Raw genomic sequence first — 25,557 nt, 5'->3', positions numbered from 1 at the left:
CACTTGGGAGGCAGGTGTTGTCACGCCGTTGAGGTCACCATGCGCCACCCATCGAGGTCTTTCCATGACGTGCTTTCTCTCCACTGAGAGGTTCGGGCTCCTACCGCAGGTGGCGGACACGGACGGGCCCGTCCTCGGGCTTTTCCACGGGAGGGCACCTAACGGGTCGGGTCGCGTCGGTCTCCGTCAGCGGCGTGGTCGGCGGACCCGGCAGTGCTCTGGGTGCCGAGCATGTCGAGGAGGACCATGGCGTCGTGGTCCGCGCTCCCCGCCTCGGCGTAGTAGGCGACGAGCCGGTGTCCGGGAGTGCCGTCGAGCTGCATCGACTGGTAGCCGAGGGTCAGGCCGCCGACCTTCGGGTGGTGGAAGTGCTTGGTGCCGGGGCGGTGGGGCCTGACGTCGTAGCGCTCCCACAGGCGGGCGAAGTCGGCGCTCTTCAGCAGCAACTCGCCGACGAGCCGGGCGAGGTCGGGGGCATCGGGGTCGGTGCCCGCCAGGGCTCGAAGCCGTGCGACGCAGCCGCGGATCCGGGTGTCCCACTCGGGGAACACATCGCGGGCGGCGGGGTGGAGGAAGTAGTAGCGGGCGAGCTTGCGCTGCCTCGCCGGCCAGTCGTCGATGCCGGCGTAGAGCTGTAGCCCGCCGGGGTTGGCGGCGAGTATGTCCGACGTCTACGGCCCCTACCCCAACGAGGAACTCGTGGGCCGGGCTCTGGCCGGCCGCCGCGACCGTGCGGTGATCGCCACCAAGGTCGGATTGGAGGCAATCGACGCTACCGCCGACGCCGGTGGTTCTCCACTGGTCAGGCCGCACGGGAGGCCCCAGCACGTGCGTGCGGCCATCGACGCCGGTCTGCGCCGCCTGGGCACCGACCATGTCGACCTCTACCAGCTCCACCGCGTCGACCCCGAGGTCCCGATCGAGGAGACCTGGGGTGCCCTGGCGGAGGCCGTCACGGCCGGCAGGGCGCGCTACCTGGGCCTGTCCGAGGTCGACGTCGAGCAGATCCGGCGCGCCGAGGCCGTGCGCCCGGTCACCACCGCGCAGTCCGAGTTCTCCTTGTGGACCCGCGACGTCCAGGCCGAGGTCCTGCCCTACTGCGTCCAGCGGGGCATCGGGTTGCTGTCGTACTCGCCTCTGGGCCGTGGCTTCCTCGCCGGCCGCTTCGCCTCCTTCGACGAACTGCCGGACAAGGACCAGCGGCGACGTCTGCCGCGTTTCCAGCAGGACAACCTGCGAGCCAATCTCGACATCGCGGCCGGGGTCCGCGGTGTCGCCGACCGGATCGGCGCCACCCCGGCACAGGTGGCCCTGGCCTGGCTGGTCGCCCAGGGCCCGCACATCGTGCCGATCCCCGGCACCAAGACACCGAGGTACCTCGCCGACAACGCGGCCGCCGCGGACCTCCGGCTGTCTCCCGACGACCTTGCCGACCTCGACGCCGTCCCGGCACCCGTCGGCGCCCGCTACTGACCGGCCGGACCGTGTACCAGCCCGCGAGTGGAGCCTTGGCCGGTCACGGCGCGCACCCGTGCCGTCCGTCTCCCACCACCTCGGACGGGCGGCGCGTGCCGCCGAAGCCTGTAACGGTCCGTCCGCGTGGGCCACTTCTGACGGCCGGCGCGGACGGCTGGGCGGCGACCGGCGGCGGTCGGTCACTTGACGACTTCGAACAGCCGGTCCGCGAGAACGGCCGCTGAATGAGGGTTCTGCCCGGTGATCAGGTTCCGGTCCTCCACCATGTACGGCTCCCAGATCGGGCCGCGGCTGAAGTCGATGCCGACCTTGTCCTTGAGCTCGGTCTCCAACAGCCATGGCGCCCTGGGAGCCAGTCCGACGGCCTCTTCCTCCTCGTCGGTGAAACAGGTGACCCGGTAGCCCTTGAAGGGTGACTCGCCGTGGATCCGCGTGGAGAGGATCGCCGCAGGCGCATGGCACACGATGGCCAGTGGCTTGCCCGAAGCGAGCTGCGCCGTCAGCAGGCGGCCGGCATCGGCGTCGAACGCCAGGTCCGCCATCGGGCCGTGACCACCGGGCAGATAGACGGCGTCATAGTCCTCCAGGCGGACGTCCGACAGCTTGAGCGGACGCCGCAGCACCTCGGCGGAGCGGATGATGCCCTCCAGTTCCAGGGCTCCCTCCTCACCGCCCGCCATGGAGGGACGCAGGCTCATCATGTCGACGTTCGGGACGGCGCCGCCGGGGGTTGCGACCACGACCTCGTGACCGGCCTCCGTGATCTTCTTGTACGGCAGCGCGAACTCTTCGGCCCAGTAACCCGTCGCGTACCTGGAGCCGTCCTTGAGCACCCAGTACGTCGCGCCGCTCACGATGAAGAGGACTTTCGCCATGGCAACTACCTCCTGGCCGCCCAACAGCGCGCGAACACGGGTGTGGCGGGGAATCGGCTCACCTGCGCTGAGCCGGGGATGTGAGGAGCTTTTCACTCATTCCACGCCCGGCGTCACGGTGCGGCAAGTCGGTCCGCAGCCCTTCCACCGCGCCGCATCCGGCCCGTCTCCCGGCCGGGGAGGGACCGCGACTCCGTACCGGACGATCAGTGGGCCGCCCCGGCGGGTGCGGCCGCGGCGGCGGACCGGGCCGCGACGACCGCCCGGCCGCGCTCCGACGCGGGGACGAACTGCCCCGCCGCGCGCCGGTAGAGGTCGACGTAGGGGGCGAAACGCCCGGCCGAGCCGCTGATCACGGCCAGCATGAGCGGAAGTCCGTAGTGGGCCGTGCGGATCACCGACTGGGGTGAGCCGCCGACACCGACCCACGTGGTCAGGCGTCCGGACTCGGTGGTGGGAAAGACCTCGGCGTTGTGCAGAGGGGCCCGCACGGTGCCCTTCCAGGTGACCGGCTTCTCCTCCAGCAGCCGGACGAAGAGGTCGAGCTTCTCCTCGACCAGCGTGTCGTAGTCGCTCAGGTCGTAGCCGAACAAGGGGAACGACTCCGTGGAGGAGCCGCGGCCGAGGATGACCTCGGCCCGGCCGCCGGAAAGCGCGTCGACCGTCGCGAAGCGCTGGTACACCCGGACGGGATCGTCCGAGCTCAGGACGGTCACACCGGAGGAGAGCCGGATGCGTCGGGTGCGGGTGGCGATGCCGGCCAGCACGGTCTCGGGGGTGGAGACGGCGTATTCGGGGCGGTGGTGCTCGCCGAGCGCGAGGACGTCCACGCCGAGGTCGTCCGCGAACACGGCCTCGTCGACGAGCTGCCGGATCGCCCGCGCGTGGGAGACGAGGACGCCGGAGTCGTCCTCGGGCACTTCACCGAACGTGTCCAGACCGAACACGGGATCAGACATGGGTGGACTCCTTGGTGAGCAGTTCCCGTACGCGCGGGGCGACTTCGTGGCCCAGCAGTTCGATGGTGCGGGCGCGGGTCCGGCGCGGCAGGTGCATGATGTCGTACTTGAAGTCCGTGGCGGGCGGCACGCAGCACGGAGTGCGGACTGCCGCTCACCCCGATCCAGGTGGGCCCTACGGGGATGCATCGAGGACGCCGACATCAACCGCGACGGCGCGGCCGCCGCCCTGCGCGAAGGCCCCCTGCATCGCACACCGTGCGCCGGTGTGCGATGCAGGGGGCCCGTACGTTCCGGCCTGAGGCCGGAACACGTGTCAGGTGGCCGGAGAGGTGTCGCGGGATGAGCGTCGCGCCAGCTGGGCGGTGACCGTCTCCAGGAGTTCGTCGGAGAACTGCCGGTCCTCCACCGCCCGGGACATGAGCACGGCGCCGACCAGGGCGCTGAGCGTGACCATCGCCTCCGCCCGGGCGTCCTCGGCGTCGCCGTCCAGGCCGGCGATCAGGTCCAGGTAGGTGCGGACCTGCTTCTCGTACGCCTGCTTGAAATGCTGGTCGCCGCGACCGGCGGCGGCACCGAGGGAGACCAGCGCGCAACCCGTGGCCGGTGCGTCCCGATGCCGCTTGGCGAGGTAGGCGTCGATGAGGCCCGCTCGCGGGTCGTCCTCGTTCTTCCGTGCGGACCGCTCCATCTTCGCGGTGCCTTCCGCGAGGGCGAACGCCGCGGCCTGGAGGATCAGATCGTCCCGCGACCGGAAGTGTTTGTAGAAACCGCCGTGGGTCAGTCCCGCCTCGTTCATGAGCTCCGCGACGCCGGGGCGGGTCACGCCCTCGGCACGGATCTTGCGTGAGGCGATCCGCAGCACCCGTTCGCGGGTCGCCGCCTTCTCCGCCTGCGAATGGCCCATCTCGACCTGCCGTTCGTGGGGGTGGCGCAGTGCGGCCACCGTACAACTGGATGACATACATCATACGTCGACTCCCTGGGAAACGGGATTTCCCCATCCGTCATTTGACTTTCAGGATGACGACCGTAATCTGAAATCAGGATGTTGCTCATCATCCAGATCGGAGCAGAACCGTGACCACCACGACCTACGACCCCCGGCGCACGGCCGTCTTGCTGGTCGACCCCTTCAACGACTTCCTCTCGGAGGGCGGCAAGATCTGGCCGCGTCTGGAGCCGGTGGCGCGGGAGGTGGGGCTGCTGGAGCACCTGCGCCGCGTGGTCGCCTCCGCCCGCGAGAGCGGCGTCCGAGTGGTGTTCGTCCCGCACCGCCGTTGGGAGCCGGGTGACTACGAGACATGGGAGCACCCCAACCCGACCCAGCTCGGCATCATGGAACGCCACAGCTTCGCCCGCGGCACCTGGGGCGGCGAGTTCCACCCGGACTTCCAGCCGCAACCGGGCGAGGCCGTCGTCCAGGAGCACTGGGCGCAGAGCGGGTTCGCCAACACGGATCTGGACTTCCGGCTCAAGCAGCACGGCATCAGCCACGTCGTGCTCGTGGGCCTGCTGGCGAACACCTGCATCGAGTCCACCGGCCGTTTCGCCATGGAGCTCGGCTACCACGTGACGCTGGTGCGCGACGCCACCGCGGCGTATCTCCCCGAGATGATGCGCGCGGCGCACGAGCTGAACGGGCCCACCTACGCCCACGCCATCACGACCACCGAAGAGCTCACCACCGCTTTCAAGGGAGCACGCGCATGACCACCCTCACCGGAGACCTGCTGATCGGGGCGTCCCGGGTGCCCGCGACCGCGGGAACCATGAAGGCGTTCGACCCCGCCACCGCAGAGTTCGCCGAGCCGGAGTTCGCCTTCGGCGGCGCGTCCGAGGTCGACCGTGCGGTCCGCCTCGCCGACGAGGCGTTCGACAGCTACAGCCACACCGGGCTCGCCGAGCGGGCGGCGTTCCTCGATCTCATCGCCGACAAGCTCGAGGCGGCCAAGGACGAACTGGCCGCACGTCTGGCCCTGGAAACAGGCCTGCCCGCAGCCCAGTTCGAGGGTGAGGCCGTCCGTTCCGCCGGTGTCTTCCGCAAGTTCGCCACCGTCGTCCGGCAGGGCCGGTTCCTGCAGACGACCATCGATCCGGCACAGCCGGAGCGGCAGCCCGCGCCGCGCCTGGACCACCGGCTGCAGAAGGTGGCCCTCGGCCCCGTGGTGGTCTTCGGCGCGAGCAACTTCCCGATCTCCTACTCGGTGGCGGGCGGCGACACCGCTTCCGCCCTGGCGGCCGGATGCCCCGTCATCGTCAAGGCCCACAACGCTCACCCGGGCGCCTCCGAGATCGAGGGCAGGGTCATCCAGGAGGCCGTAGCCGAGGCGGGGCTGCACGAAGGCGTCTTCTCCCTCCTGCGTGGCGCGGGCAACGAGATCGGTGAGGCACTCGTGGACCACCCCCTGGTACGGGCGGTCACCTTCACCGGATCCGAGGCCGGCGGCATGGCCCTCTACCGCCGGGCCCAGCAGCGCCCGGACCCGATCCCCGTGTTCACCGAGATGACCAGCGTCAACCCCACGTTCGTCCTGCCCGGCGCTCTCGCGGCGCGTGGCGCGGAGATCGGCGCCGGCCTCGTGCAGCGCGCCATGTACAACGTCGGACAGGCCTGCCTGAAGCCCGCCGTCCTCCTCGCCGTCGACGGTCCCGGCTTCGGCGAACTGCGCGGCGCGGCGGGCGCCGAGATCGAGAAGGTGAGCGCGCGGACCATGCTCACGCCCGGCATCCACGACGCGTACACCCGAGGCGCGCAGCGCCTGGAGAACGGCGGCGCGACCCGCGTCGCCGCGGGGCCGGCCCCGGCCGCCGCCTGCGACGGCCAGTCCCTGCTGTACGAGGTCAGCGGGGAGCGGCTGCTGGCCGAACCCGCGCTGCGCGAGGAGGTCTTCGGACCCGCCGTCCTGCTCGTCAGGCTGACCGGGCCGGAGCAGTTGATCGAGGCCGCGCGGGCCTTCCGTGGACAGCTGTCGGCCACCCTGCACGCGGAGGCGGCCGATCGCGCCACCGCCGAGCAGCTGCTGCCGATCCTGGAGCGCCGCACGGGCCGCATCGTGTTCAACGCCTTCTCGATACCGCAGGAGGTCTCCTACGCCTCCACGCACGGCGGCCCGTTCCCGGCCACGTCCGACAGCCGGTTCACCTCCGTGGGCATGGGCGCCATCGAGCGCTTCGTGCGGCCGGTCACGTACCAGAACTTCCCCGACGAGCTGCTGCCGGAGCCGCTGCGCGAGGCCAACCCGCTGCACCTGTGGCGGGTCGTCGACGGCGAACTCACCCAGGACTGACCGGATCGCCCCGGCCCCGTCCGCTCGCCGGGCGGGGCCGGGGCATCGGCGAGAAGAAAGGAATCCTTCCGTGACCGTCACCGACCTGGCAGCCGACAGCAACGAGTCCAAGGCCCGCAACGAGGTCCGCATGAGGCTGCTCGGCGCCTGGCAACTCGTGTCGTACACCGCCGCCGACGCCGGCGGAGAGGTCGTCCAGCCGCTCGGGCCGGCCCCGTACGGCCTGATCATCTACACCCCCGAGGGATACATGTCCGCTCAGCTCGGGCGAGATGACCGGCCGCACCTGAGCTCGGGGCGCCTGGAGGACGCGGCGAGCGACGAACTCGCCCTGGCGGCGGTCGGCTACGTCGCCTACGGCGGCCCGTACGAGGTGGTCGATGCCGACACGGTGGAGCACCACGTCACGACCAGCCTCTTCCCGAACTGGATCGGCCGGTCCCAGGTTCGGAAGGTGCAGTTCGCCGGGTCGTTCCTGCAGCTCAGCGTGGCCACTCCCACCCGCATCTGGGGTGCCGAGCGCACGGCCGTCCTCGTCTGGAACAGGCTGGCCTGACCACGGCCCGCACCCGGTCGTCCCGCAGCCGGCGACGGGCCCCGAGGCTTCCGGGTGCCGACATGCTCGGGGACCCGTATGGTGTTCAGAACTTGGCGTACCGGTGGAGCGCGGGCTTTTCGTAGCGCACACGCGCCGGCAAGGGACCGGGTCGATCCCCTGCCGGCGCAGGCACTCGCAGGGGGGCGCACAAGGCAGGACCGTCATGACTTCTCGAGTGGAGCCACGCGACGGAGAGGTCGTCCGGCAGGCACACTTCACACTCCGCGTGAACGGGCAAGAGCATCCGGTAGACATCGACACACGCACGACCCTGCTGGACGCCCTGCGGGACAGGCTGGGCCTCACCGGTACCAAGAAGGGCTGCGACGCCGGCACCTGCGGTGCGTGCACCGTTCACGTGAACCGCAGACGCGTCCTGTCCTGCCTGACTCTCGCGGCGCAGTGCCATGACCGCGAGGTCACCACCATCGAGGGGATCGGCGACGGCGCGACGCCGCATCCGCTGCAGGACGCGTTCCTCAGGCACGACGCCTTCCAGTGCGGCTACTGCACCCCCGGACAGATCGTGTCCGCTCTCGCGCTGATGGCCGAGCGCAGGACGGGATCCGCAGCGGAGATCCGCGAGTACATGAGCGGGAACATCTGCCGCTGCGGCGCGTACCAGAACATCGTCTCCGCCATACAGGAGGTGGCTGGTGGTCATGGTCCGGCCGTTTGAGTACACGTGGACCGACGACATCCCCACAGCGCTGGCCGAAGCGGGGGCCGACGGTTCCGCCGCCTACCTCGCCGGCGGGACGACCCAGCTCGATCTGATGAAGGACGGCGTACTGCGCCCCAGCCGCTTGATCGACATCACCCGCCTCCCGCTGCACGAGATCGAGCGAAGGGGCGAGAACCTCTTCATCGGCTCTCTGACCACGATGGAGGAACTCGCGGCTCATCCGGTCGTCGCGCAGCGCCTGCCCTTCGTACGGGAAGCCCTGCTGCGCAGCGCCTCGGTCCAGCTGCGCAACATGGCCACCATCGGCGGCAATCTCCTCCAGCGCACACGGTGCAGGTATTTCCGCGACGACACCGTGGCGCAGTGCAACAAGCGCGCGCCGGGGACCGGGTGCGCGGCGATCACGGGATTCCACCGTACGAGCGCCGTACTCGGGACGAGCGAGCACTGCATCGCCACCCACGCCTCCGACCTCGCGGTCGCGCTGATCGCCATGGACGCCGTCGTCCACACCAGGCACGTGGACGGTGGCCGTACGGTCCCGGTCACCCGCTTCTACCGGACCCCGTCGGACACGCCGCACCTGGAGAACGCCCTGCGCCCCGGTGAGCTGATCACCGCCGTCGAGGTGCCGCTTCTGCCGGTGGGGGCCCGCTCCGACTACCTCAAGGTGCGCGACCGCATGAGCTACGAGTTCGCGCTCGCCTCGGCAGCGGTGGCCGTGGTACTCGACGGCGACGTCATCCACTCGGCCCGGGTGGCCCTGGGAGGAGTGGCCACGGTCCCCTGGCGGGCGCTCGAGGCGGAGCACGTGCTGACGGGAGCCACGGCACGCACCGAGGTGTTCCGGGCCGCGGCGCAGGCGGCGCTGGCCGGGGCCGAGCCCCGGCCGCTGAACGGGTTCAAGGTGCCCCTCGCGCAACGCACCCTGGTGCGCGCGCTGCGAACCGTCACAGGAGTCAGCTCATGACGACGCTCTTCCGCCCTCCCCTCCTCGGCAGCGGCCGCAACCGCGTCGAGGGGCAGCTGAAAGTGTCCGGCAGGGCGCCGTACCCCAACGACTTCTGCTACCCCGGCATGGCCCACGCCGTCCTCCTGAGCAGCACGGTGGGTGCCGGCCGGATCAGGGGCCTCGACACCGGGGCAGCCGAGCGGGCCCCCGGGGTCATCGGCGTCATCACGCATCTGAACGCCGGTCCGCTCCAGCGGGCCCCTGACACGCCTCTGGGTGTCTCGCCACCCGCTCCGCTCCAGGACGAGATGATATTCCACTACGGCCAGCACGTGGCCGTGGTCGTGGCGGAGACCTTCGAGGAGGCCACCGAGGCGGCCGGTCTGATCCGGGTGGACTATGAGCCGGCGCCGACCGTCCTGGAGGTGGACGACCCTCGCGCGACGCACAGGACGAATCCCTGGGGCCGGGACGCGGAACGGGGCGACGTCTCCCGGGCGCTGGCCTCCGCCGACGTGGTGGTCGACCAGACCTATCTCACGTGCGACAACACGAACAACCCGATGGGGCTCCTGACCACCGTGGCCCGGTGGCAAGGGGACACCCTGCTGGTCGACAACTCGACTCAATGGGTTTCCCTGGACCAGACGTCCCTGGCCGCGGCCTTCGGCATCCCGGAGGACCGCGTCCGGGTGTCGGCGCCCTACGTGGGCGGAGGATTCGGCGCCGGTCTGCGGGTCTGGCCGCACGTCGTTCTGGCGGCGCTGGCCGCACGGAAGACCGGCCGGCCGGTCAAACTGGTCCTCACCCGGCCGCAGATGTTCACGGCCGTCGGGCACCGGCCCAAGGGGCGGCAGAGAGTTCGTCTCGGCGCGAGGCGGGACGGGCGACTGCTCGCCGTCGACCACGAGGCGCTGACGGCCACGGCGATCGACGACGACAACTTCGAGCCCACGGCAGCCGTGTCCGCCGCCGCCTACTCCTGCCCCAACGCCTCCACGAGAGACATCCAGGCCCGGCTGAACATCCCGGTGCCCAACTCGATGAGGGCGCCGGGAACGGCGACAGGCAATTACGCGCTGGAATGCGCCATGGACGAACTGGCCTACGCACTCGGCATGGATCCGCTGGCTCTGCGCCTGCGCAACGACGCCACCGTGCATCCGCAGCTGGGGCTGCCCTGGAGCAGCCGCGCCATGAAGGAGTGCCTCCTGCACGGCGCGGAACTCTTCGGATGGTCGCGGCGGACCCCGGAGCCCGGCTCGATGTGCCAGGGCGACGTGCTGATCGGCTACGGTCTGGCAGCCGTCGCATACCCGTGGTTCCGGGCCCGCTGCGGCGCACGCGCGACGGTGCGGCGGGACGAGACCGCCTACGTGTGCAGCGCCGGTACGGAGATCGGCAACGGCGCGTACACCGTCTTCTCCCAGTTGTCCGCCGAGCTGCTGGGACTGGACGTCGACCGGGTCACGTTCGGCCTGGGCGACTCGTCGATGCCCCGCGCCCCGCAGACAGGGGGCTCCGGACTGACCAGTTCCGTCGGCAGCGCGGTGTACGAGGCGTGCCGCCGGCTCATCGCCGACTTCCTGGCGCTGGTCGCGGACGACGCCGACTCGCCGTTGCGCGGGTGCTCGGTCGACGATGTGGAGGTCGACCGGGGTGTCATCCACCGGGGCGACGACCCGGCCCGTGGGGAGTCGTACGGCGACATCCTCACGCGGCACGGCCTGGCGGAGCTGACCGCGGAGGGCGAGAGCGTCCCCAAGCAGGCGAAGGAACTGGGCATGGCGCCGGCGGGGGCGTTCGGGGCCAAGTACGTCGAGGTGCACGTGGACCGTGAACTCGGGCGGTTGCGGGTGGCCCGCGCGGTCTCGGTCGTCGACGGCGGCCGCATCCTCAACGAGAAGACGTCGGTGAGCCAGATCATCGGCGGCACCGTGGGCGGCATCGGCATGGCGTTGCTCGAGGAGACCGTCAGCGATGCGCCGTCGGGCCGCGTCGCCAACGCCACGCTCGGTGACTATCTGGTGCCCGTCAACGCCGATGTCCCGGAGATGCAGGTCGCCTTCGTGGGTTCCCCCGATCCCGCCAACCCGATCGGCACCAAGGGCATCGGGGAGGTCGGCCTGGTCGGCATCGCTCCCGCGATCGCCAACGCGGTGTTCCACGCCACGGGCCGCCGCATCCGTTCGCTGCCCGTCACGATCGAGAAAGTGCTGTGAGAGGCGGAAGGCGGACGACATGACACCGGGCGAACCGCATGCCGCCGCAGCGGGAACGGGGCGCCTGGTCGCCCGCGAAGCCGAGCGCGTGGACGGCGGGGTGGTCGTCCGCCCCCGCCCGTGCACAGCCGGGTCCTGTACGCAGCACTTGCCGGAGGGCTGCCATGACTGAGACGTATGACCCCCACCGCACGGCGATCTGCCTGGTCGACCCGTACAACGACTTCCTCTCCGAGGGCGGCAAGGTGTGGCCCTTGGTGAGGCACGTCGCCCTCGAGGTGGGGCTGCTCGACCATCTGCGTGCCGTCGTCGCCGGGGGACGCGAGAAGAACCTGCACCTCTTCTTCGTGCCCCACCGCCGCTGGCGGCAGGGCGACTACGAGGACTGGGCCCACCCGAACCCCACCCAGCTCGGTGTCATGGAACGCCACACCTTCGCCGACGGGACGTGGGGCGGCGAGTTCCATCCCGACTTCCAGCCCGCCGACCGTGACGTGGTCATCAAGGAGCACTGGGCGCAGAGCGGCTTCGCCAACACGGACCTGGATTTCCAGCTCAAACAGCACGGCGTCACGCATGTGATCCTCATCGGGCTGCTCGCCAACACCTGTCTCGAATCGACGGGCCGCTTCGCCATGGAGCTGGGCTACCACGTCACCCTGGTGCGGGACGCCACCGCCGCCTTCAAGCCGGAGATGATGCATTCGGCCCATGAGCTGAACGGGCCCACCTTCGCCCACAGCATCACGACGACGAAGGAACTCCTGCAGGCGTTCGACGGCGGCGCTGGGGCCGGGGTCCGTCCGGTGGAGCAGGGGGCGGGCGCGTAGCCGCGCCGATCACGGCAGGTGAGCCGGGGCTGGTGTGTCTGTATGCAGGGCGTGCGGGCCCCGCGCCCGCGCCGCGAGCCGCCGGACAGGGTCCGGCCGTGCCGGCCGGACCGCCCCGTCCGGGTCCCGAGCGCCTTCTCACGCGGTGGGTGTGCGGTCCGTGAGCGGAGCGGCGTCGAGCAGCGCGGCAGCGGCGGCTCGGGCGGTCGTGGCGGCGGAGGGATCACGGTCCATGCGCGCCGACTGTCCCGCGCCGTCGTACAGCAGGTGCAGCTGACGGGCCAGTGCCTCCGGTTCGGCGTAGCCGGACGCCGCGGCCAGTTCCGTGAACAGGTCGCGCAGCCAGAAGCGGTACTGGTCCGCGGCGCGCCGGACGGCACTGTCCTCCGGTGTCTCCGCGGTGGCCCGCACGAACGCGCAGCCGTTGTACTCGGGATCCGTGAACGCCTCGCCCAGCGCGTCGAAGACACCGAGCATCTTCTCCCGGGGGGTGCGGAAACGTGTCAGGGTGCGGGTGATCCGGTCGCGTGATCGCGCGTAACGGAGGTCGAGATAGGCGCAGACAAGGGCCTCCTTGCTCCCGAAGGTGTTGTACAGGGACGCCTTGGCGACACCCGCGTGTTCGATGACACGGTCGATGCCGACGGACTGCACACCTTCGCTGTAGAAGAGTTCGTTCGCCGCTTCGAGCAGGCGCTCGCGCGCGGACGTTCTGGCCGCGGTCCGGGTCGCCATGACCATCACCCCTTCAGACAGGTCTGTCCATTGTAGTGCGCCTTCCGGCCGTCACGACCGGGAGCTGTGCGCGAGAGCCGGATCGGCGCACGACGTCTCTCCCCGGATCACGGCCACCCGCTCCGCGCGCCGGCCGTGCAGCAGCAGGCCGGTCAGAGCCGCGAGCGCCAGGACGACGACGGCGGCGCCGTACTCCCTGGCCGTCTGGACCAAGCCCCCGCCGTGCACGACCAGGACGCCGCCGATCACGGCGGGCACGCCCAGGCCCACGTAGCAGATGACGTACAGCAGGGAGAGGACGCCGGCTCGCTCGTGCGCCTCCACCTGGGGCACGACCAGCCGGATGCCGCCTTGGAAGCCGCTGCCGAAGCCGAATCCGGATATCGCGCCGCCCACGAAGAACCCGATCACCGAAGCGGTGCCGCCGGCCCCCGAGGCGATGGACACCACGGTGATCACCACACCGCCGACCAGGCTGCCGATGCCGATCAGCATGACGCGTCGCGTCGCCGTGCGGCGCAGCACCATGACGGACAGGCCGGCGAAACCGGCGAGCACGAACAGCGGCAGCCCTCCCCACACCACGGAGGTCGAGTGCACCAGAGTCCGGGTCAGGGCGGGTCCCAGCGCTCCGTAAAGACCGGTCAGCGCCCACACGGCGAACATCACCGGGGCGGCGATGGCCACCGAAGCCCGTGCGGACTTCGGCAGCTTGAACTCGGGGGCCATGCTGGCCAGAGCGCCGGGCTTGCGGCTCACCGTCTCCTTCAGCGCGAGCACGGCCAGCGCCTGCAGCACGAACACCGCGAGCAGCACGATGTAGACGAGGCGGGTGGGAGCCGGCAGGTACTGCACGATCAGGCCGGAGACCAGGGCGCCGCTCGCGGTGCCGATCGTGGGCGCGAAGGAGTTCAGGAAGCCCCCTCGGCGGGCGTCCAGGTCGAGCATGCCGGCGCCGAGCGCGCCCACCGCCGCACCGGTGCTCAGCCCCTGGACGACACGGGCCGCCAGCAGGGCGTCCACGCCACCGGCGGTGAGGAAGACCACCATGGCCAGTGCCTGCGCGATCAGAGCCGCCAGCAGCACAGGTCGCCGGCCGACATGGTCGGAGACCTTTCCGAACACCAGGAGCGAGGCGAGCACGGCCACCGCGTACACACCGAACACGACGGTGACGGTAATCGGTGAGAAACCCCATTGCTGCTGGTAGAGCGCATACAGCGGGGTCGGCGCGCTGGAGGCCGCCAGCAACGACACGACGATCGAGGCGAGCAGGCCCAGGGAGGCCGTGGGTCCCAGTGCCCGGCGTCGCGGCGCCGCATGCGCGGCGGACCGCTTGACCGGGGCGCCCGTGGCGGGGGAGGTAGTGACTTGCATGACTCACTCTCGGACGGAGGGACAGCGACCACCCCATCTTAGACAGACCTGTCTACCCAATGTGGCGGTCGCGGACGTGAGACACGTCGCACCGCTTCTGCCGCACGGCATCCGTCATGCCTGTGCGTCGCGGACCCACGGCTTCCCGCGGACCCACGACGCACAGGCCCTCGTTCCTGTCGCGGTGGCCGGGAGCGGTCGGCTCGGCTGCTCGTCGCCCCGCGCCCGACCGCGGTCCTCGTGTCACTCCCCGCCGAGCATCCGCTCGAACGGCACGGGGTCCTCGTACGGATCGTCGAGGGCCGGCGTCTCCCGCCGTTCGACCTCGGCGGCGAGCTCGCGAGCCGCGCGCCCGACCCGCTCGCGGAGGGGCCCCTGGGAGCCGTCTCCGCCGCCCCATTCCTCCGTCGCGGCGAACACCGCGGTGGGCATGACCACGGCCCGCAAGTAGGCGAACATCGGTCGCAGGGCGTGTTCCAGGACCAGCGAGTGCCGTCCCGTGCCGCCGGTCGCCGCGATCAGTACCGGCTTGTCCACCAGCGCGGTGTCCTCGATGCAGTCGAAGAACGTCTTGAACAATCCGCTGTACGAAGCCGTGAAGGTGGGTGTGACCGTGATCAGGCCGTCCGCCGCGGCGACGTCCTCGAACGCCCGCCGCAGTTCCGGGGACGGGTAGCCCGCCATCAGATGGTTGACCAGGTCGTGCGCATGGTCGCGGACCTCGATGACGTTCACGTCGACCGTGCAATCCCGCCGTTCGAGCTCTTCCCCGGCCGCGTGGGCGAGCCGGTCGGCCAGCATCCGGGTGGAGGACGGCAGCCGCAGCCCGGCCGAGACCACGGTGAGTGTGCGTTTCACCGCCGGCCCTCCTCGTCCCGCCCGTCCTGTGCCTCCGTGGTCCGGTAAGGGTGCGTGGGAGCCCCCGGAACGTGGGCGGGACGGTTCGTGGCGAACTCCTTGCGCAGGACGGGCACGATCTCGCCGAGGAACTCGATCTGCTCGAGCACGGTCGTGTGCGGCACTCCGATGCCGTCCACGTTGAACAGCTGGCGCTGAAAGTCGCCGGCCGCGTGTTCGCGGTAGGCCAGGACGCGCTCGATCACCTCCTGCGGACTTCCGGCGATCAGCGCGGTCCGGCCCATGGTCTCCTCCAGGGACGGGCCGCCGCCGTACACGGAGTTGTCGTAGTAGGGCCGGAACTCGCGGACGGCCTCCTGCGAGCTCCGGCGCACGAAGATGTGTGCGGCGAGCCCGACGACGGCCTGGTCGGCCCGACCGTGTCCGTAGTGCTCGAAGCGGCGCCGGTAGAGATCGACCAGTCGCCGCACATGCTCCTTGGGCCAGAAGAGGTTGTTGTGGAAGAAGCCGTCGCCGTAGTAGGCGGCCTGCTCGGCGATCTCCGGGGAGCGGATGGAGGCGTGCCACACGAAGGGAGGCACACCGCCGAGGGGGCGCGGGGTGGCGGTGAAGCCCTGCAGAGGGGTGCGGAACTTCCCTTCCCAGTCGACGACGTCCTCGCGCCACAGCCGGCGCAGCAGGGCGTAGTTCTCCACCGCCAGGGCGATGCCGTCGCGGATGTCCTTGCCGAACCAGGGGTAGACCGGACCGGTGTTGCCGCGGCCCATCATGAGATCCACCCGGCCGTCCGCGAGGTGTTGCAGCGTCGCGTAGTCCTCGGCGATCTTCACCGGGTCGTTGGTGGTGACGAGGGTGGTCGACGTGGACAACAGGATCCGTCGCGTCCGCGCCGCTATGTATCCGAGCAGCGTGGTGGGCGAGGACGGAATGAACGGAGGGTTGTGGTGCTCACCGATGGCGAAGACGTCCAGGCCGACGTCTTCGGCCAGTTTCGCGTACTCGACCAGTGCTTTGATGCGGTCGTGCTCCGTGGGTGTGCGGCCGGAGAGAGGGTCGCGTGCCACGTCTCCCACACCGAAGATCCCGAACTGCATGTGTTGATCCCGTCTGTCGTGTCGATCGTCTTGTTCGCCGTTCACCTCCGGGGGAGGGGCGGCGCACCGCACCGGCACCGGCTTCGGCCGAGCACGGTGCCGCGCCCGCTGTCCCGGTACAGGGGTTCCGGGGATACCAGGGGCGGTGACCCCCGTCACCCCGGAGGAACGGGGTGCCTCAGTCCGAGGTGTGCGTCCGATGGGCCGCGTCGCCGCCGCTTCGGGTGAAGTCGGCTGGTGGCACCAGCGGAGTGCGGGCCGTTCTGCGGTGCCGTCCGTGTCCGGTGAGGTCGCTGCCGGGGAAGCAGCGCTCCTCGTCGGCGTGACCGCCCCGGTGCCGGCCGGTCCCCGCTGCCGCAAGGACACTGTCCGGCCAGGCACGGTCGGATCGGATGAGGGTGACGGGGGGAGTCATGATCGTCCTTTCCAGGATGTGTGCTCTGTTCACGCGGTGCGGACCGGTTCCTCTACCAGGTCAACGGACCGGACCTTGGCCATGGCGACGGTGTGTCCGGCCGTCAGGTCCCGCAGGTCCTCACAGAAGAGGCGGTCGGCGCGCCCGCGGCCGGGCCGAGGACCGGCCCGTACCGAGGGCGGCGTCCTCAGGCGCGCCACGATCCGCCGGCCCCGTGCGGCGACATGCGCACATAATTGCTACGCGTAGCAAATATAACCACAGGCCTGCGCGGCCCTCCAGGCGAGCGCTCTGAGGGGTGTGTCACGGCGCGACCGAGTGACCGACAGCCACGGTCGATGCGGCAGGAACGTCGGGCGCTGGGTCCGTTCCGCACGTCCCGTTCCCGCGCGCAGGCCGGGGCGCCTCCAGGCGGAGGCCGGGGGAGGCGCAGTCGCAACGGCCCTTGGCCGTGGGTGGGTGTGTTCCGCTCACGAGGCCTGCGGCCGCAGGACGGTGGCCGCCGGTCTCATCCGGCGACCTTCTGGAGGGCGGCGGCGAGCTTCGCGAGATCGATGCCCTCCAAGTGGTCGAGGAAGTGCCGCCGTACGGCAGCGAGGTTGGTCGGCCACGCCTCTTCCAGCCGGGCCAGGCCGGCGTCGGTGAGAGCGGCGTGCCAACTCCGGCCGTCCCGGTCGCACCGCACCCGCCGGATGAACCCCTCGCTCTCCAGTCGCTGTACGACGCGCGTGGTGCCGCTGAGCGACATCTCGCAGGCATGGGCGAGTTCGCCCATGCGCAACTGCCGACCTGGTGCTTCGGAGAGGTGCATCATGGTCAGGTACTCGGTGTTGGACAGTCGTTGCTCACGCGTCATGTCAGCGTCGATCGCACGCGGAAGGGCGTAGACGAGGCACGGCAGGGACCGGACCACCGCCTCCTCCTCCGCCGTGAGCGGGCGCACCGCGTCCGTGGCCGTTTCGGCCCTTGGTGTCATGGGGGCTGACCTCACATTCGCACGATGAAAACTGCTCCGGCCGACCGGCGGCCGGACTTCCGGAGCGGGCCGCGGGCGAGCTCTGCCGTCCCTCCGTGTCGGTGACCGAACGGCGTGGGCGCAGGATCTTCTCGCTTCAGTCGTTCCTTCTCCGGCTGTCGACCGGACCGCGTGGACCCGCCAGGACTCGGGATCCGCCGGGACTCGGGATCCGGCCGCTGGCGGGGGCATGACGCACGAGCCGATTTACTTGACGAGACAACTTCCTTTGGCCTAAATTACTTGTTGCGACAAGTATATCTCGGGCCGCGCACCGAGGCACTCCTCACGAAGGGTTCCGCATGACCAAGACCAGATTCGCCCTCGGCGGTACCCGCCCGGCCGTGACTGCCCGCGTCGTCGGCCTGGCCGGATCCTTGGCGGGTCAAGTAACATCAGGCCATGCCACGTGACGCACGGCAACAGGACCCCTCCGGGAAGGAGCTCAAGCCCCTCACCGCGGAGGAGGAGGCTGTCGTGCGGTCGCTCGGTCGGGTCATCTACGCCTTGCCACGGGCCGTGGACGCCGACATGCTGCGGGAGCAACGTCTGTCCCTCATCGAGTACCTGGCTCTGTCGAATCTCTCCGAGGCGCCGGGCCGGCAGATGCGGATGAGTGACCTCGCCTCCGCGATCGAGATGTCGATCAGCGGCGTGACGCGCCTGGCCAACCGGCTGGAGAGCCAGGGGCTCATCGAGAGGGTCAGGTCGACGCAGGACGCCCGGAGCTTCAACGCGCTTCTCACCGATGCAGGCGTCGCCCGTCTGGAACAAGCCTGGCCCACCAACCTGGCCTCCGTCCGCCGCCACTTCCTGGACCACCTGGCGGGCCTGGACCTTCGCAAGCTCGCGGCGGCACTGCGCAACATCGGCACCTGAACCGGGCCGCTCGCGCCCTTCGTTTCGCCCCGACCGCACGCCGCCCCGTCGCCGTGCCCTCGCATCGCGCTGGGGACGGCCGGGACATCCCCACACGCATGCTTTCTTACTCCTCGACAAGGACCGTCGTGTACATCGCTGCTGTCATTTTCAGTGTTCTTCTCGCTCTCGTCCTCTTCGGCGCCGGCACGCCCAAGGCACAACTGAAGGGCAACGTGCCGGAAGGCCTCATGGCGAAGGGGCTGACCGCCGGACTGGTCCGCTTCATCGGCCTCGCCGAACTGGCCGCCGCGGTGGGTCTCGTGGTGGGCATCTGGTGGCAGCCGCTGGGCATCGCCGCCGCCATCGGCGTCGCCGTCCTGCTCCTCGGCGCTGTCGCGTACCACGTGAAGTGGGGCGACTACGGAGACACCGCCTCCCGTGGCGCCGCCGTGGCGCCGGTGCTGTTCTTCTTCGTCGCGGTGGCCGCGACCCTGACCCTGGCCGCCTCTCAGTAGGCAGTGCCGGGCCGGCCGGCACGCGCAGCCGACGGTCACCGCTTCGCGACTCCCCGGCGTGCGCAGCGCTGTCGGCAGGCCGACCGTCGACATCTCGTACGACGACGGGAAGACCTGGCAGCGTGCCGACCTCGACCATGACGGACGGGGTGAGGGCTTGCGCACCTCGTTGCGCGCACCCAAGGCCGCGCAGTTCCTCAGCCTCCGGGTCGTCGCGCGGGGTCACGACGGAGACAGGGTGACGCAGACGCTCACCCGGGTCTTCGGCCTGCGCTGACGCCGGGCGCTCGCACCACAGGGGCGGGACCGCGGCCGGCGGCCCCGCCCTTCGTCGTACGTGCCCAGCCGGTTTCCCACACGTGGCCTGACGAAACATCACATGACCGTGGCAGTCCCAACTCGTGCTGAAGTAGCGCGACATGGTCGGATGTCAATATCATTGACTCGTCAAGCAATTGGATGATGTGTCCCCCTGTCCGGTCGGACACCGTGATGTGACCACCTCCGCATACGTATCTCGAAGGAGTGCACGCAACGAGCATGCGCAAGCGCAGGTTTCTCGGTGGTGCCGCCGTCGCCCTCTCCGGAAGCGCCCTGCTGGTGGGCGCGGCCCTGGCGCAGCCGGCCGCTGCCGTAGAACTTCCCTGGGGCGAGGCCAACTTCTACACCGGAAGGGATCTGACCGGGACCGTGCTCCCTGTCAAGGCAACTGACACCGAGTGCACGAAGCTGCCCGAGCCGGCGCTCTCCGTGGCCAACTTCGCCTTCGCCGGCGTGGTGGCATACGCGGACGAGAACTGCACCGACCTCGTCGCGAACGTCCCCGGCCTGCACTGGGGCGACCCCTACACGTCCGCCCGCAACTACCGGGTCATCCCCACGTATTCGCCGGCGTCCACCGGCTGACGGTTCGAACGAGCGTCGGCGGCGATGCGGGGCGTGAGCGAGGCACGGGCCGACAGATCCGTGCCGTAGGGGCGGCCCGGCCGCTACCAGGCGCTCGCGCCCCCGTCGACCGCGTAGTTGGCGCCCGTGATGTACGACGCCCGGTCCGAGGCGAGGAACGCCGCCAACTCGACGATCTCCTCGGGCCGGGCGAAGCGCTTGAGGAGGGTCTTGCTGGTGACGGCGTCACGAAGCGCCTGGTTGTCCCCGAGGTCGCGGTCGCTGGCCGGGGTCAGGACCGGGCCGGGGCTGATGGCGACGGCGCGGATCCGGTGAGGGGCGCCTTCCAGTGCGAGCTGCCGCGTCATTCCGATGACGCCCGCGTTGGCCGCGGTGTGCGCGACCATCGGGGGGTTGGAACCGGCGATCATGCCGGCCTCCGAAGCGACGTTGATGATGACACCGCCACCGCGCCGGAGCAGATGCGGCCAGGTGAACTTCGATACGAAGAAGGGAATGTCGAGTTCGCCGGCCTCGGTCGCCCGCCAGTCCTCGACGGAGAAGTCCGGCATCGGACCGAAGCGCTGCATGGCGGCGTTGTTGTAGATCACGTCGAGTCCGCCGTAGGCCTGGGCGGCGGCGTCGGCCATCTGCTGCACCTGATCGGGGTCGGTGAGGTCCACGGGGGCGATGCCCGTCATCTCACCTCCGGCACGTCGTACGAGGTCTACCGTCTCCTCGTTCTCCTCCGCGTGAATGTCGCAGCCGATGACCTTCGCGCCTTCCCTGGCGAAGATCAGTGACGCGACGCGGCCCATACCTCCGCCGGTGCCGGTGATGAGCGCGACCTTGTTCTCGAGGATGCCCATGGGTTCTCCCAGATGTGGGTATGGCTGTCCCTGGCAAGCAACTATTTGCTTGACGCGACAAGCATTACTCCGGGGTCCGGCAACGTCAAGCGTCGAAGCTGGGTGTGGTGAGGCACACCTCGGCGAGGTGTCGGCATGTGTCGAGTCCCGGCGTCGCGGATCCGGGTCACCGGGTTCGCCGTGCACACATACGTCCGGCGGGCGCTGCGGGCGGGTGTGTCGGTGGAATTCTGCAAGGGCGACGCGCCGGATCCGCGATCCGCCGGATCTCGGTCCTCCGCGGGCTTCGCCTGTGGCCGGCGCCCCGCGCTACCCCGCGAGTCGTGGGGAGTCCGTGTCGACGGGCGCGGCCAGGTCGACGTCGTCGAGCGGCGTCTCCGTGCCGTCCTCGTCGACGAAGGCGACATGCAGGTTGCGGCCGCTGGTCCTGCTGCCCCGGCGGACCGCCGGGCCGTCCGGGTGGGGGCAGTGCGCGTCGCCCCACTGCTGCAGTGCGCCGAAGACCACCATGAGTTCACGGCCCGCGGGCGTCAGGTGGTAGGCCATCCGTGACCGGGCGCCCGCCTCGCGGTAGGGGCGCTTGTCCAGCACTCCGCCGTCCACCAGGGTTCCGAGCCGCTGGGTGAGGACATCGCTCGCCACGGACAGACGGTCCCGGAACTCCGAGAAGCGGGTCGCCCCGTTCAGCGCCTCACGCAAGATCAACAGACTCCAGCGGTCGCCGAGTATCTCCAGGGCGCGACCGATGGAGCACCGTGTCTCGTTCGCGGGGCCTGCATGGCTTCTGTGTGGCATGTCACCAGTCTACGTCTGGATTGGTTATCCGAATTCAGATGCTAGATTGGAAAACAGGTTTCAGATCGGATTCCCGGAGGCCATCGTCAACGCACATCAGCGCCTCGTGATCGACACGACCGATCCCCGGATGTGGCGGATCACGTTCGACCATCCACCGCTCAATCTCATCGACGGCCGCACCATCAGTGAGCTCGCCGCCGCCCTGGACGTCCTGGAGCAGGACCCCGAGGTGCGCGTCGTGGTCTTCGACAGTGCGGTCCCCGACTTCTTCCTGGCCCACTACGACGTCGCGGCCGCACCCGCACCGGATGCGCCGAAGGCCGGCCCCACGGGGCTTTCTCCGTGGCTGGACGTGCTCGCACGCATCGCGGAGGGTCCGTTCGTGTCGCTCGCCAAGATCCGGGGCCGTGCCCGCGGTGCGGGCAGCGAGTTCGTCCTCGCGTGCGACCTGCGGTACGCCAGTCGGGAGCGGACGGTGCTCGCCCAGCCCGAGATCGGCCTCGGCCTCGTCGCGGGCGGCGCCCCCACCCATCGTCTGCCCTTCCTCACCGGGCGCGGGCGCGCACTGGAGATCATGCTGACCGGCCAGGACTACGACGCCGATCTCGCTGAGCGCTACGGCTACGTCGACCGGGCGGTGCCGGACTCGGGCCTGGACGGGTTTGTCGACGACGTCGCGCAGAGGATCGCCTCGTTCGACAAGGCCGCGCTCGTCGAGGTGAAGGACTTCGTCGGTGAGGTTTCGCTTCCTGCCCGCGATCTGCAGGCCCGGACCACCCGGGCCTTCTGGGCCTCGGCGGCCCGTCCGGCGGGCCGGCGGCGGCTCGCCGCCGCCCAGGAACAGGGTCTGGGCAGGCCGGGCGACTTCGAGATGCGCATGGGACGGTATCTGCCCGATCTCGACGACGCGGCCGGCGCCTGAAGCCTTCCTCTTGTGACCACACCCCATGGCCGAGCCGCCGCTCGGCCGTGCACGCAACGCAGAAAGAGCCCCATGAGCACTCACGCCCAGTTCGCCGTCGACGAGGTCAGCCCCTCCTACTGGAGAGTGACCTTCTCCAACGGGGAGATCAACCTGATCGACCCCGACACCATCGAGCAACTGGCCGAGCTGATCACGCGTATCGAGCAGGCGCCCGACCTGACCGCCGTCGTCTTCCGCAGCGCCAACCCGGACTTCTTCATGGCGCACTGGGACATGCTGTCCGACCGGTCGCGCGTCGCCGCGATGAAGCCGGCGCCCTCCGGCCTTCATCCGTACGCCGACAACCTGTTCCGGCTCGCCAAGGTGCCCGCCGTCACCATCAGCGAGATCGACGGCCGCGCCCGCGGCGCCGGCAGCGAGTTCGTCCTCGCCACGGACATCCGCTTCGCCGGACCCCGTGCCATTCTCGGGCAGTTCGAGGTGGGTGTCGGATCGGTACCCGGCGGCAACCCCACCGGCAGGCTGCCCCGGCTTCTGGGCCGGGGGCGTGCCCTGGAGATCCTGCTCGGTGCCGACGACTTCCCCGCGGAGCTGGCCGCGGCCTACGGCTATGTCAACCGCGTGGTGCCCGAGGGTGAGCTGGCCCGGTTCGTCGACGCCTTCGCCCGCCGCGTCGCGAGCTTCGACAAGACCGCCGTCGCCCGGACGAAGGCCCTCGTGGACGCCGAGTCGCTGCCGACCGGGGAGTCCTACGGCGCGAGCCTGCAGGCCTTCTTCCAGACGTCCGGGCGCCCCGAGAACGCCCACCGCGTCCGTTCCCTGTTCGAGCGCGGCCTCCAGCGCCCCGACGGGGTCGAACTCGACCTCGGCCGGCATGTGGCCGGCTGAGCCACACGCGGGCGAAGCGGCGCAGCGAGCCGCAGAACCTCGGCGCCACGGGCGAGAGCCCGTGGCGCCGGTACGCGTACACGCCCACTTGTCGGTCCTTCGGTCCTTGAGCGGTTGCGAGGAGCCCGTGTCGTCCTGCTCGGTGGAACTCGAGGGACGGACGGCCTGGGGACGCGGTGCCTGCACAGATCCGGCTTTGCGACTGGTGAGCGTGCATGCCGCGGTGTCGCGTATTCCTCGGTGACGCGGCTCGAGGGTCACGGGTGGTCGTCGGGGGCTTATCGGTTCCCAGTCTTCGAGGCAGACTCAAGGCTGTGGTTGATACGACGGCAGTGTTCAGCATGATCAGCGGCCTCGGCGGGGCGGCCTTGGGGGCGCTTGCCGGAGTGTACGGACCGGCCTTGCTGGAGAGACGTCGAGATAGCACACAGCAAAGCAGCGACGCCCATACGACGGTGGCCAGGGCACGGCAGGCCGGGCACGCGTGGCTCCGCGTGGTGGACCGCGCCATTCAGGATGTTCGGGCAGGTCGGGCAGTCGACATCGCTGACTTCGATCAGGCCACCGAGGCGGCCATGGAGACGGTGACCGCCGCGGTGACCGATCTTGCGCGGCCTGGCGTCCAGCTTTACCGCGTGCCTTCCGGCGCCGCGGACTTGAGCGGTCCGGCCATCGCAAGAATGTGGGAGATCACCCGTCAACTGCGCAAAGTCATGACGGGCTTGGCGGATGCGCGTTGGCTCGACACGATCGAGGCCCAAGCGCAGAAAACCCGTGATGCACTTGGGTACTTTCTTCAGAGCGAGATCGAAGCACGGACCGGCCATCCACTGCACGGAGTTGCATCCCAACAGTCCATCTACGACTACCCACCGCCATACCGTTCTGCAACGTCCCCCAATGTCACTCAGCCGCCCGCTGGCCCATCCATCTACTACAACCCGCCTGCGTCACCGCCGAATGTTCCCCCGCCGCCCGGTGACAGCTCGGCGGCGAACGAGCCGTAGACCGGTGCTCGCATGTCGAGGTGTCGCGTATTCGTGAGACCGCAGGTCGGCGAAGGGCTCCGGCAGTGGGGACGGCGGGTCTCCCAACTGGACGGTGACGGTGGTCTCGTGGTCGGTGACGTCATCGAGTGTGAGGCGGACGATGCGCCTGACGGGGTGACTGGCACCGGTGGGACCACCGGTACAGCCGTACGCGCCAAGCGCTTGATCCTCGTCGCGTGGCACGCATGATCGGCCCGGCGGGGAGGCGGATGCGGCGCTGCGAGGCGATCTGGAAAGCCGCCGAAGACGCCGGAGGGCGAGTAGTTCTTGCCGGACCGGCAAGAGCAATTGCTTCCTCTGCCCGAGCGCCGCACCGTGTGCCGCATGGACGACGAACTGGACTCTGGCGTTTTCGATGTAGTCGTGATCGGCGGCGGTGTGGCCGGTCTGTCAGGGGCGCTGACCCTGTCGCGGGCGCGGCGTTCGGTGCTGGTGCTGGATGCGGGGGAGCCCCGCAACGCCCCCGCCGCTGCGGCTCACGGCCTGCTCTCGCGGGACGGTGTGGCGCCGCTGGACCTGCTGGGTACTGGGCGAGCCGAGGTGAGCCGGTACGGCGGGCAGGTGCTCTCCGACCGTGCCACACACGCCATGCGCGGGGAAGAACTTTTTGTCGTCGCCACGGAGAGCGGCGCAAGCTTCCGTGCGCGGCGGCTGCTGGTGACCACGGGCCTGGTGGACGAGTTGCCGCACGTGCCGGGGCTACGCGAACGGTGGGGGAGGGACGTGCTGCACTGCCCCTACTGCCATGGATGGGAAGTGCGGGACACACCGATCGGCGTGCTCGGCACAGGTGCAGCCTCAGTGCACCAGGCGCTGTTGTTTCGTCAGTGGTCCAGCCAGGTGACGCTCTTCCTGCACACGGCGCCGGAGCCCGAAGCGGAGCAGTGGGAGCGCCTGGCGGCCCGCGGCATCGAGGTCGTGCGGGGAGAGGTGACAGGCCTGGAGGTCGTGGACGACACGCTCAGAGGCGTCCGACTCTCCTCGAAGCCGGTGGTCCCCGTGCATGCTCTGGTGGTGGCCCCGCAGTTCCTCGCGCAGAGCGAAGTCCTGGCCGGCCTCGGCGTAGGCCCGGTGCCGCACCCGATGGGCGTCGGCACCTATGTGCCGTCCGGTCCGGGCGGCGCGACAGATGTCCCCGGCGTATGGGTGGCCGGCAATGTCACCGATGTGATGGCCGGGCTCGCCCAGGCGCAGGCAGGCGGGGTGACCGCCGCGGCGGCCATCAACGCCGACCTCGTCGAGGCCGACACCGACGAGGCCCTTGAGCGCCGGCGCGCTGCCCCGCGGGAAAACTTCAGCGCCGCGATCGAGGCCCAGGTCACCGAGCGTGTGCTGGGCGAACGGCGGCACGGCCTGGACTCCCTGCTGTCCGGTACGGAGTGACCG

General features: G+C 70.1%; 28 protein-coding genes and 1 pseudogene. 16 read left to right on the top strand and 13 right to left on the bottom strand.

Going from position 1 to position 25,557, the window contains the following annotated elements:
* Positions 1-158: 158 nt before the first annotated feature.
* Positions 159-665 (bottom strand): annotated as a pseudogene (locus tag ACWDUZ_RS32740) (MmyB family transcriptional regulator); the annotation flags it as partial.
* On the opposite strand from ACWDUZ_RS32740, the gene ACWDUZ_RS32735 reads away from it, so the two are divergent.
* Positions 661-1,473, top strand: a complete 813-nt coding sequence (locus tag ACWDUZ_RS32735) for an aldo/keto reductase (RefSeq protein WP_451635435.1) — start codon at positions 661-663, stop codon at positions 1,471-1,473. The pseudogene ACWDUZ_RS32740 and the gene ACWDUZ_RS32735 sit on opposite strands and share 5 nt — an antisense overlap.
* 182 nt (positions 1,474-1,655) lie before the next feature.
* On the opposite strand, the gene ACWDUZ_RS32730 is transcribed toward ACWDUZ_RS32735, so the two are convergent.
* The 4 genes from ACWDUZ_RS32730 to ACWDUZ_RS32715 all read right to left on the bottom strand — a co-directional run bounded on the left by ACWDUZ_RS32730 (position 1,656) and on the right by ACWDUZ_RS32715 (position 4,274).
* On the bottom strand, positions 1,656-2,351 hold the full coding sequence (locus ACWDUZ_RS32730) for a type 1 glutamine amidotransferase domain-containing protein (protein WP_451635434.1): 696 nt from the start codon (positions 2,349-2,351) through the stop codon (positions 1,656-1,658).
* A gap of 206 nt (positions 2,352-2,557) precedes the next feature.
* Positions 2,558-3,310, bottom strand: coding sequence for an LLM class flavin-dependent oxidoreductase (locus tag ACWDUZ_RS32725; protein WP_451635433.1), 753 nt, complete (start codon positions 3,308-3,310; stop codon positions 2,558-2,560).
* Positions 3,303-3,440 carry a hypothetical protein gene (locus ACWDUZ_RS32720; RefSeq protein WP_451635432.1) on the bottom strand — a complete coding sequence of 46 codons (138 nt, stop codon included), beginning with the start codon at positions 3,438-3,440 and terminating at the stop codon, positions 3,303-3,305. Before ACWDUZ_RS32720 ends, ACWDUZ_RS32725 begins: the two co-directional genes overlap by 8 nt.
* A gap of 186 nt (positions 3,441-3,626) precedes the next feature.
* A complete protein-coding gene (locus tag ACWDUZ_RS32715) occupies positions 3,627-4,274 on the bottom strand; it encodes a TetR/AcrR family transcriptional regulator (protein WP_451635431.1) in 648 nt (215 codons plus the stop codon).
* Positions 4,275-4,390: 116 nt separating this feature from the next.
* Between ACWDUZ_RS32715 and ACWDUZ_RS32710 the strand changes: the two genes are divergently transcribed.
* The 7 genes from ACWDUZ_RS32710 (at position 4,391) to ACWDUZ_RS32680 (ending at position 11,887) form a co-directional block, all read left to right on the top strand.
* Complete coding sequence (locus tag ACWDUZ_RS32710; RefSeq protein WP_451635430.1) at positions 4,391-5,023, top strand: isochorismatase family cysteine hydrolase; 633 nt, start codon at positions 4,391-4,393, stop codon at positions 5,021-5,023.
* Positions 5,020-6,600, top strand: a complete 1,581-nt coding sequence (locus tag ACWDUZ_RS32705) for an aldehyde dehydrogenase (NADP(+)) (RefSeq protein ID WP_451635429.1) — start codon at positions 5,020-5,022, stop codon at positions 6,598-6,600. Before ACWDUZ_RS32710 ends, ACWDUZ_RS32705 begins: the two co-directional genes overlap by 4 nt.
* A gap of 70 nt (positions 6,601-6,670) precedes the next feature.
* Positions 6,671-7,156, top strand: a complete 486-nt coding sequence (locus ACWDUZ_RS32700) for a lipocalin-like domain-containing protein (protein ID WP_451635428.1) — start codon at positions 6,671-6,673, stop codon at positions 7,154-7,156.
* A gap of 268 nt (positions 7,157-7,424) precedes the next feature.
* Positions 7,425-7,877 (top strand): (2Fe-2S)-binding protein, encoded by a 453-nt coding sequence (locus ACWDUZ_RS32695; RefSeq protein ID WP_451635427.1) that lies wholly within the window; start codon positions 7,425-7,427, stop codon positions 7,875-7,877.
* Positions 7,861-8,853 carry an FAD binding domain-containing protein gene (locus ACWDUZ_RS32690; RefSeq protein ID WP_451635426.1) on the top strand — a complete coding sequence of 331 codons (993 nt, stop codon included), beginning with the start codon at positions 7,861-7,863 and terminating at the stop codon, positions 8,851-8,853. Before ACWDUZ_RS32695 ends, ACWDUZ_RS32690 begins: the two co-directional genes overlap by 17 nt.
* On the top strand, positions 8,850-11,057 hold the full coding sequence (locus ACWDUZ_RS32685) for a xanthine dehydrogenase family protein molybdopterin-binding subunit (RefSeq protein ID WP_451635425.1): 2,208 nt from the start codon (positions 8,850-8,852) through the stop codon (positions 11,055-11,057). Before ACWDUZ_RS32690 ends, ACWDUZ_RS32685 begins: the two co-directional genes overlap by 4 nt.
* A 164-nt stretch (positions 11,058-11,221) precedes the next feature.
* Entirely contained in the window at positions 11,222-11,887 is a 666-nt protein-coding gene (locus tag ACWDUZ_RS32680; RefSeq protein WP_451635424.1) for an isochorismatase family cysteine hydrolase, read from the top strand.
* Between the two features lie 138 nt (positions 11,888-12,025).
* Here ACWDUZ_RS32680 and ACWDUZ_RS32675 read toward each other — a convergent pair whose 3' ends face one another.
* From ACWDUZ_RS32675 to ACWDUZ_RS32650, 6 genes are all read right to left on the bottom strand, one after another.
* Positions 12,026-12,622, bottom strand: a complete 597-nt coding sequence (locus ACWDUZ_RS32675) for a TetR/AcrR family transcriptional regulator (protein ID WP_451635423.1) — start codon at positions 12,620-12,622, stop codon at positions 12,026-12,028.
* A 51-nt stretch (positions 12,623-12,673) separates the two neighbouring features.
* Positions 12,674-13,999, bottom strand: coding sequence for an MFS transporter (locus tag ACWDUZ_RS32670; RefSeq protein WP_451635422.1), 1,326 nt, complete (start codon positions 13,997-13,999; stop codon positions 12,674-12,676).
* 243 nt (positions 14,000-14,242) lie between these two features.
* Positions 14,243-14,857, bottom strand: a complete 615-nt coding sequence (locus tag ACWDUZ_RS32665) for an FMN reductase (RefSeq protein WP_451635421.1) — start codon at positions 14,855-14,857, stop codon at positions 14,243-14,245.
* A complete protein-coding gene (locus ACWDUZ_RS32660) occupies positions 14,854-15,951 on the bottom strand; it encodes a CE1758 family FMN-dependent luciferase-like monooxygenase (RefSeq protein WP_451635420.1) in 1,098 nt (365 codons plus the stop codon). The genes ACWDUZ_RS32665 and ACWDUZ_RS32660 overlap by 4 nt, the downstream gene beginning before the upstream one ends.
* A gap of 178 nt (positions 15,952-16,129) precedes the next feature.
* Positions 16,130-16,366, bottom strand: a complete 237-nt coding sequence (locus tag ACWDUZ_RS32655) for a hypothetical protein (RefSeq protein ID WP_451635419.1) — start codon at positions 16,364-16,366, stop codon at positions 16,130-16,132.
* Positions 16,367-16,874: 508 nt separating this feature from the next.
* On the bottom strand, positions 16,875-17,342 hold the full coding sequence (locus ACWDUZ_RS32650; protein ID WP_451635418.1) for a MarR family winged helix-turn-helix transcriptional regulator: 468 nt from the start codon (positions 17,340-17,342) through the stop codon (positions 16,875-16,877).
* 441 nt (positions 17,343-17,783) lie between these two features.
* Here ACWDUZ_RS32650 and ACWDUZ_RS32645 point away from each other — a divergent pair, with 441 nt between their 5' ends.
* The 4 genes from ACWDUZ_RS32645 (at position 17,784) to ACWDUZ_RS32630 (ending at position 19,663) form a co-directional block, all read left to right on the top strand.
* Positions 17,784-18,260, top strand: coding sequence for a MarR family winged helix-turn-helix transcriptional regulator (locus ACWDUZ_RS32645; RefSeq protein WP_451635417.1), 477 nt, complete (start codon positions 17,784-17,786; stop codon positions 18,258-18,260).
* A gap of 128 nt (positions 18,261-18,388) precedes the next feature.
* Positions 18,389-18,757, top strand: coding sequence for a DoxX family protein (locus ACWDUZ_RS32640; protein ID WP_451635416.1), 369 nt, complete (start codon positions 18,389-18,391; stop codon positions 18,755-18,757).
* A gap of 58 nt (positions 18,758-18,815) precedes the next feature.
* Complete coding sequence (locus ACWDUZ_RS32635; RefSeq protein WP_451635415.1) at positions 18,816-19,034, top strand: hypothetical protein; 219 nt, start codon at positions 18,816-18,818, stop codon at positions 19,032-19,034.
* 263 nt (positions 19,035-19,297) lie between these two features.
* Positions 19,298-19,663, top strand: a complete 366-nt coding sequence (locus ACWDUZ_RS32630) for a hypothetical protein (RefSeq protein WP_451635414.1) — start codon at positions 19,298-19,300, stop codon at positions 19,661-19,663.
* A gap of 83 nt (positions 19,664-19,746) precedes the next feature.
* Here ACWDUZ_RS32630 and ACWDUZ_RS32625 read toward each other — a convergent pair whose 3' ends face one another.
* Both ACWDUZ_RS32625 and ACWDUZ_RS32620 read right to left on the bottom strand, forming a co-directional pair.
* On the bottom strand, positions 19,747-20,511 hold the full coding sequence (locus ACWDUZ_RS32625; protein ID WP_451635413.1) for an SDR family NAD(P)-dependent oxidoreductase: 765 nt from the start codon (positions 20,509-20,511) through the stop codon (positions 19,747-19,749).
* A 309-nt stretch (positions 20,512-20,820) separates the two neighbouring features.
* The gene (locus ACWDUZ_RS32620) at positions 20,821-21,306 is read right to left on the bottom strand and encodes a winged helix-turn-helix transcriptional regulator (RefSeq protein ID WP_451635412.1); all 486 of its coding nucleotides are present in this window, start codon (positions 21,304-21,306) and stop codon (positions 20,821-20,823) included.
* Here ACWDUZ_RS32620 and ACWDUZ_RS32615 point away from each other — a divergent pair.
* From ACWDUZ_RS32615 to ACWDUZ_RS32600, 4 genes are all read left to right on the top strand, one after another.
* Positions 21,305-22,231, top strand: coding sequence for an enoyl-CoA hydratase/isomerase family protein (locus ACWDUZ_RS32615; protein WP_451635411.1), 927 nt, complete (start codon positions 21,305-21,307; stop codon positions 22,229-22,231). The two genes, ACWDUZ_RS32620 and ACWDUZ_RS32615, sit on opposite strands and share 2 nt — an antisense overlap.
* A gap of 72 nt (positions 22,232-22,303) precedes the next feature.
* Positions 22,304-23,122, top strand: coding sequence for an enoyl-CoA hydratase/isomerase family protein (locus ACWDUZ_RS32610; protein ID WP_451635410.1), 819 nt, complete (start codon positions 22,304-22,306; stop codon positions 23,120-23,122).
* Positions 23,123-23,436: 314 nt separating this feature from the next.
* A complete protein-coding gene (locus ACWDUZ_RS32605; RefSeq protein ID WP_451635409.1) occupies positions 23,437-24,129 on the top strand; it encodes a hypothetical protein in 693 nt (230 codons plus the stop codon).
* 366 nt (positions 24,130-24,495) lie between these two features.
* Positions 24,496-25,554, top strand: coding sequence for an NAD(P)/FAD-dependent oxidoreductase (locus ACWDUZ_RS32600; protein WP_451635408.1), 1,059 nt, complete (start codon positions 24,496-24,498; stop codon positions 25,552-25,554).
* Positions 25,555-25,557 lie beyond the last annotated feature (3 nt).

This window comes from Streptomyces sp. NPDC003393, from assembly GCF_053589015.1.
This window is presented reverse-complemented; position numbering and strand designations above follow the sequence as displayed.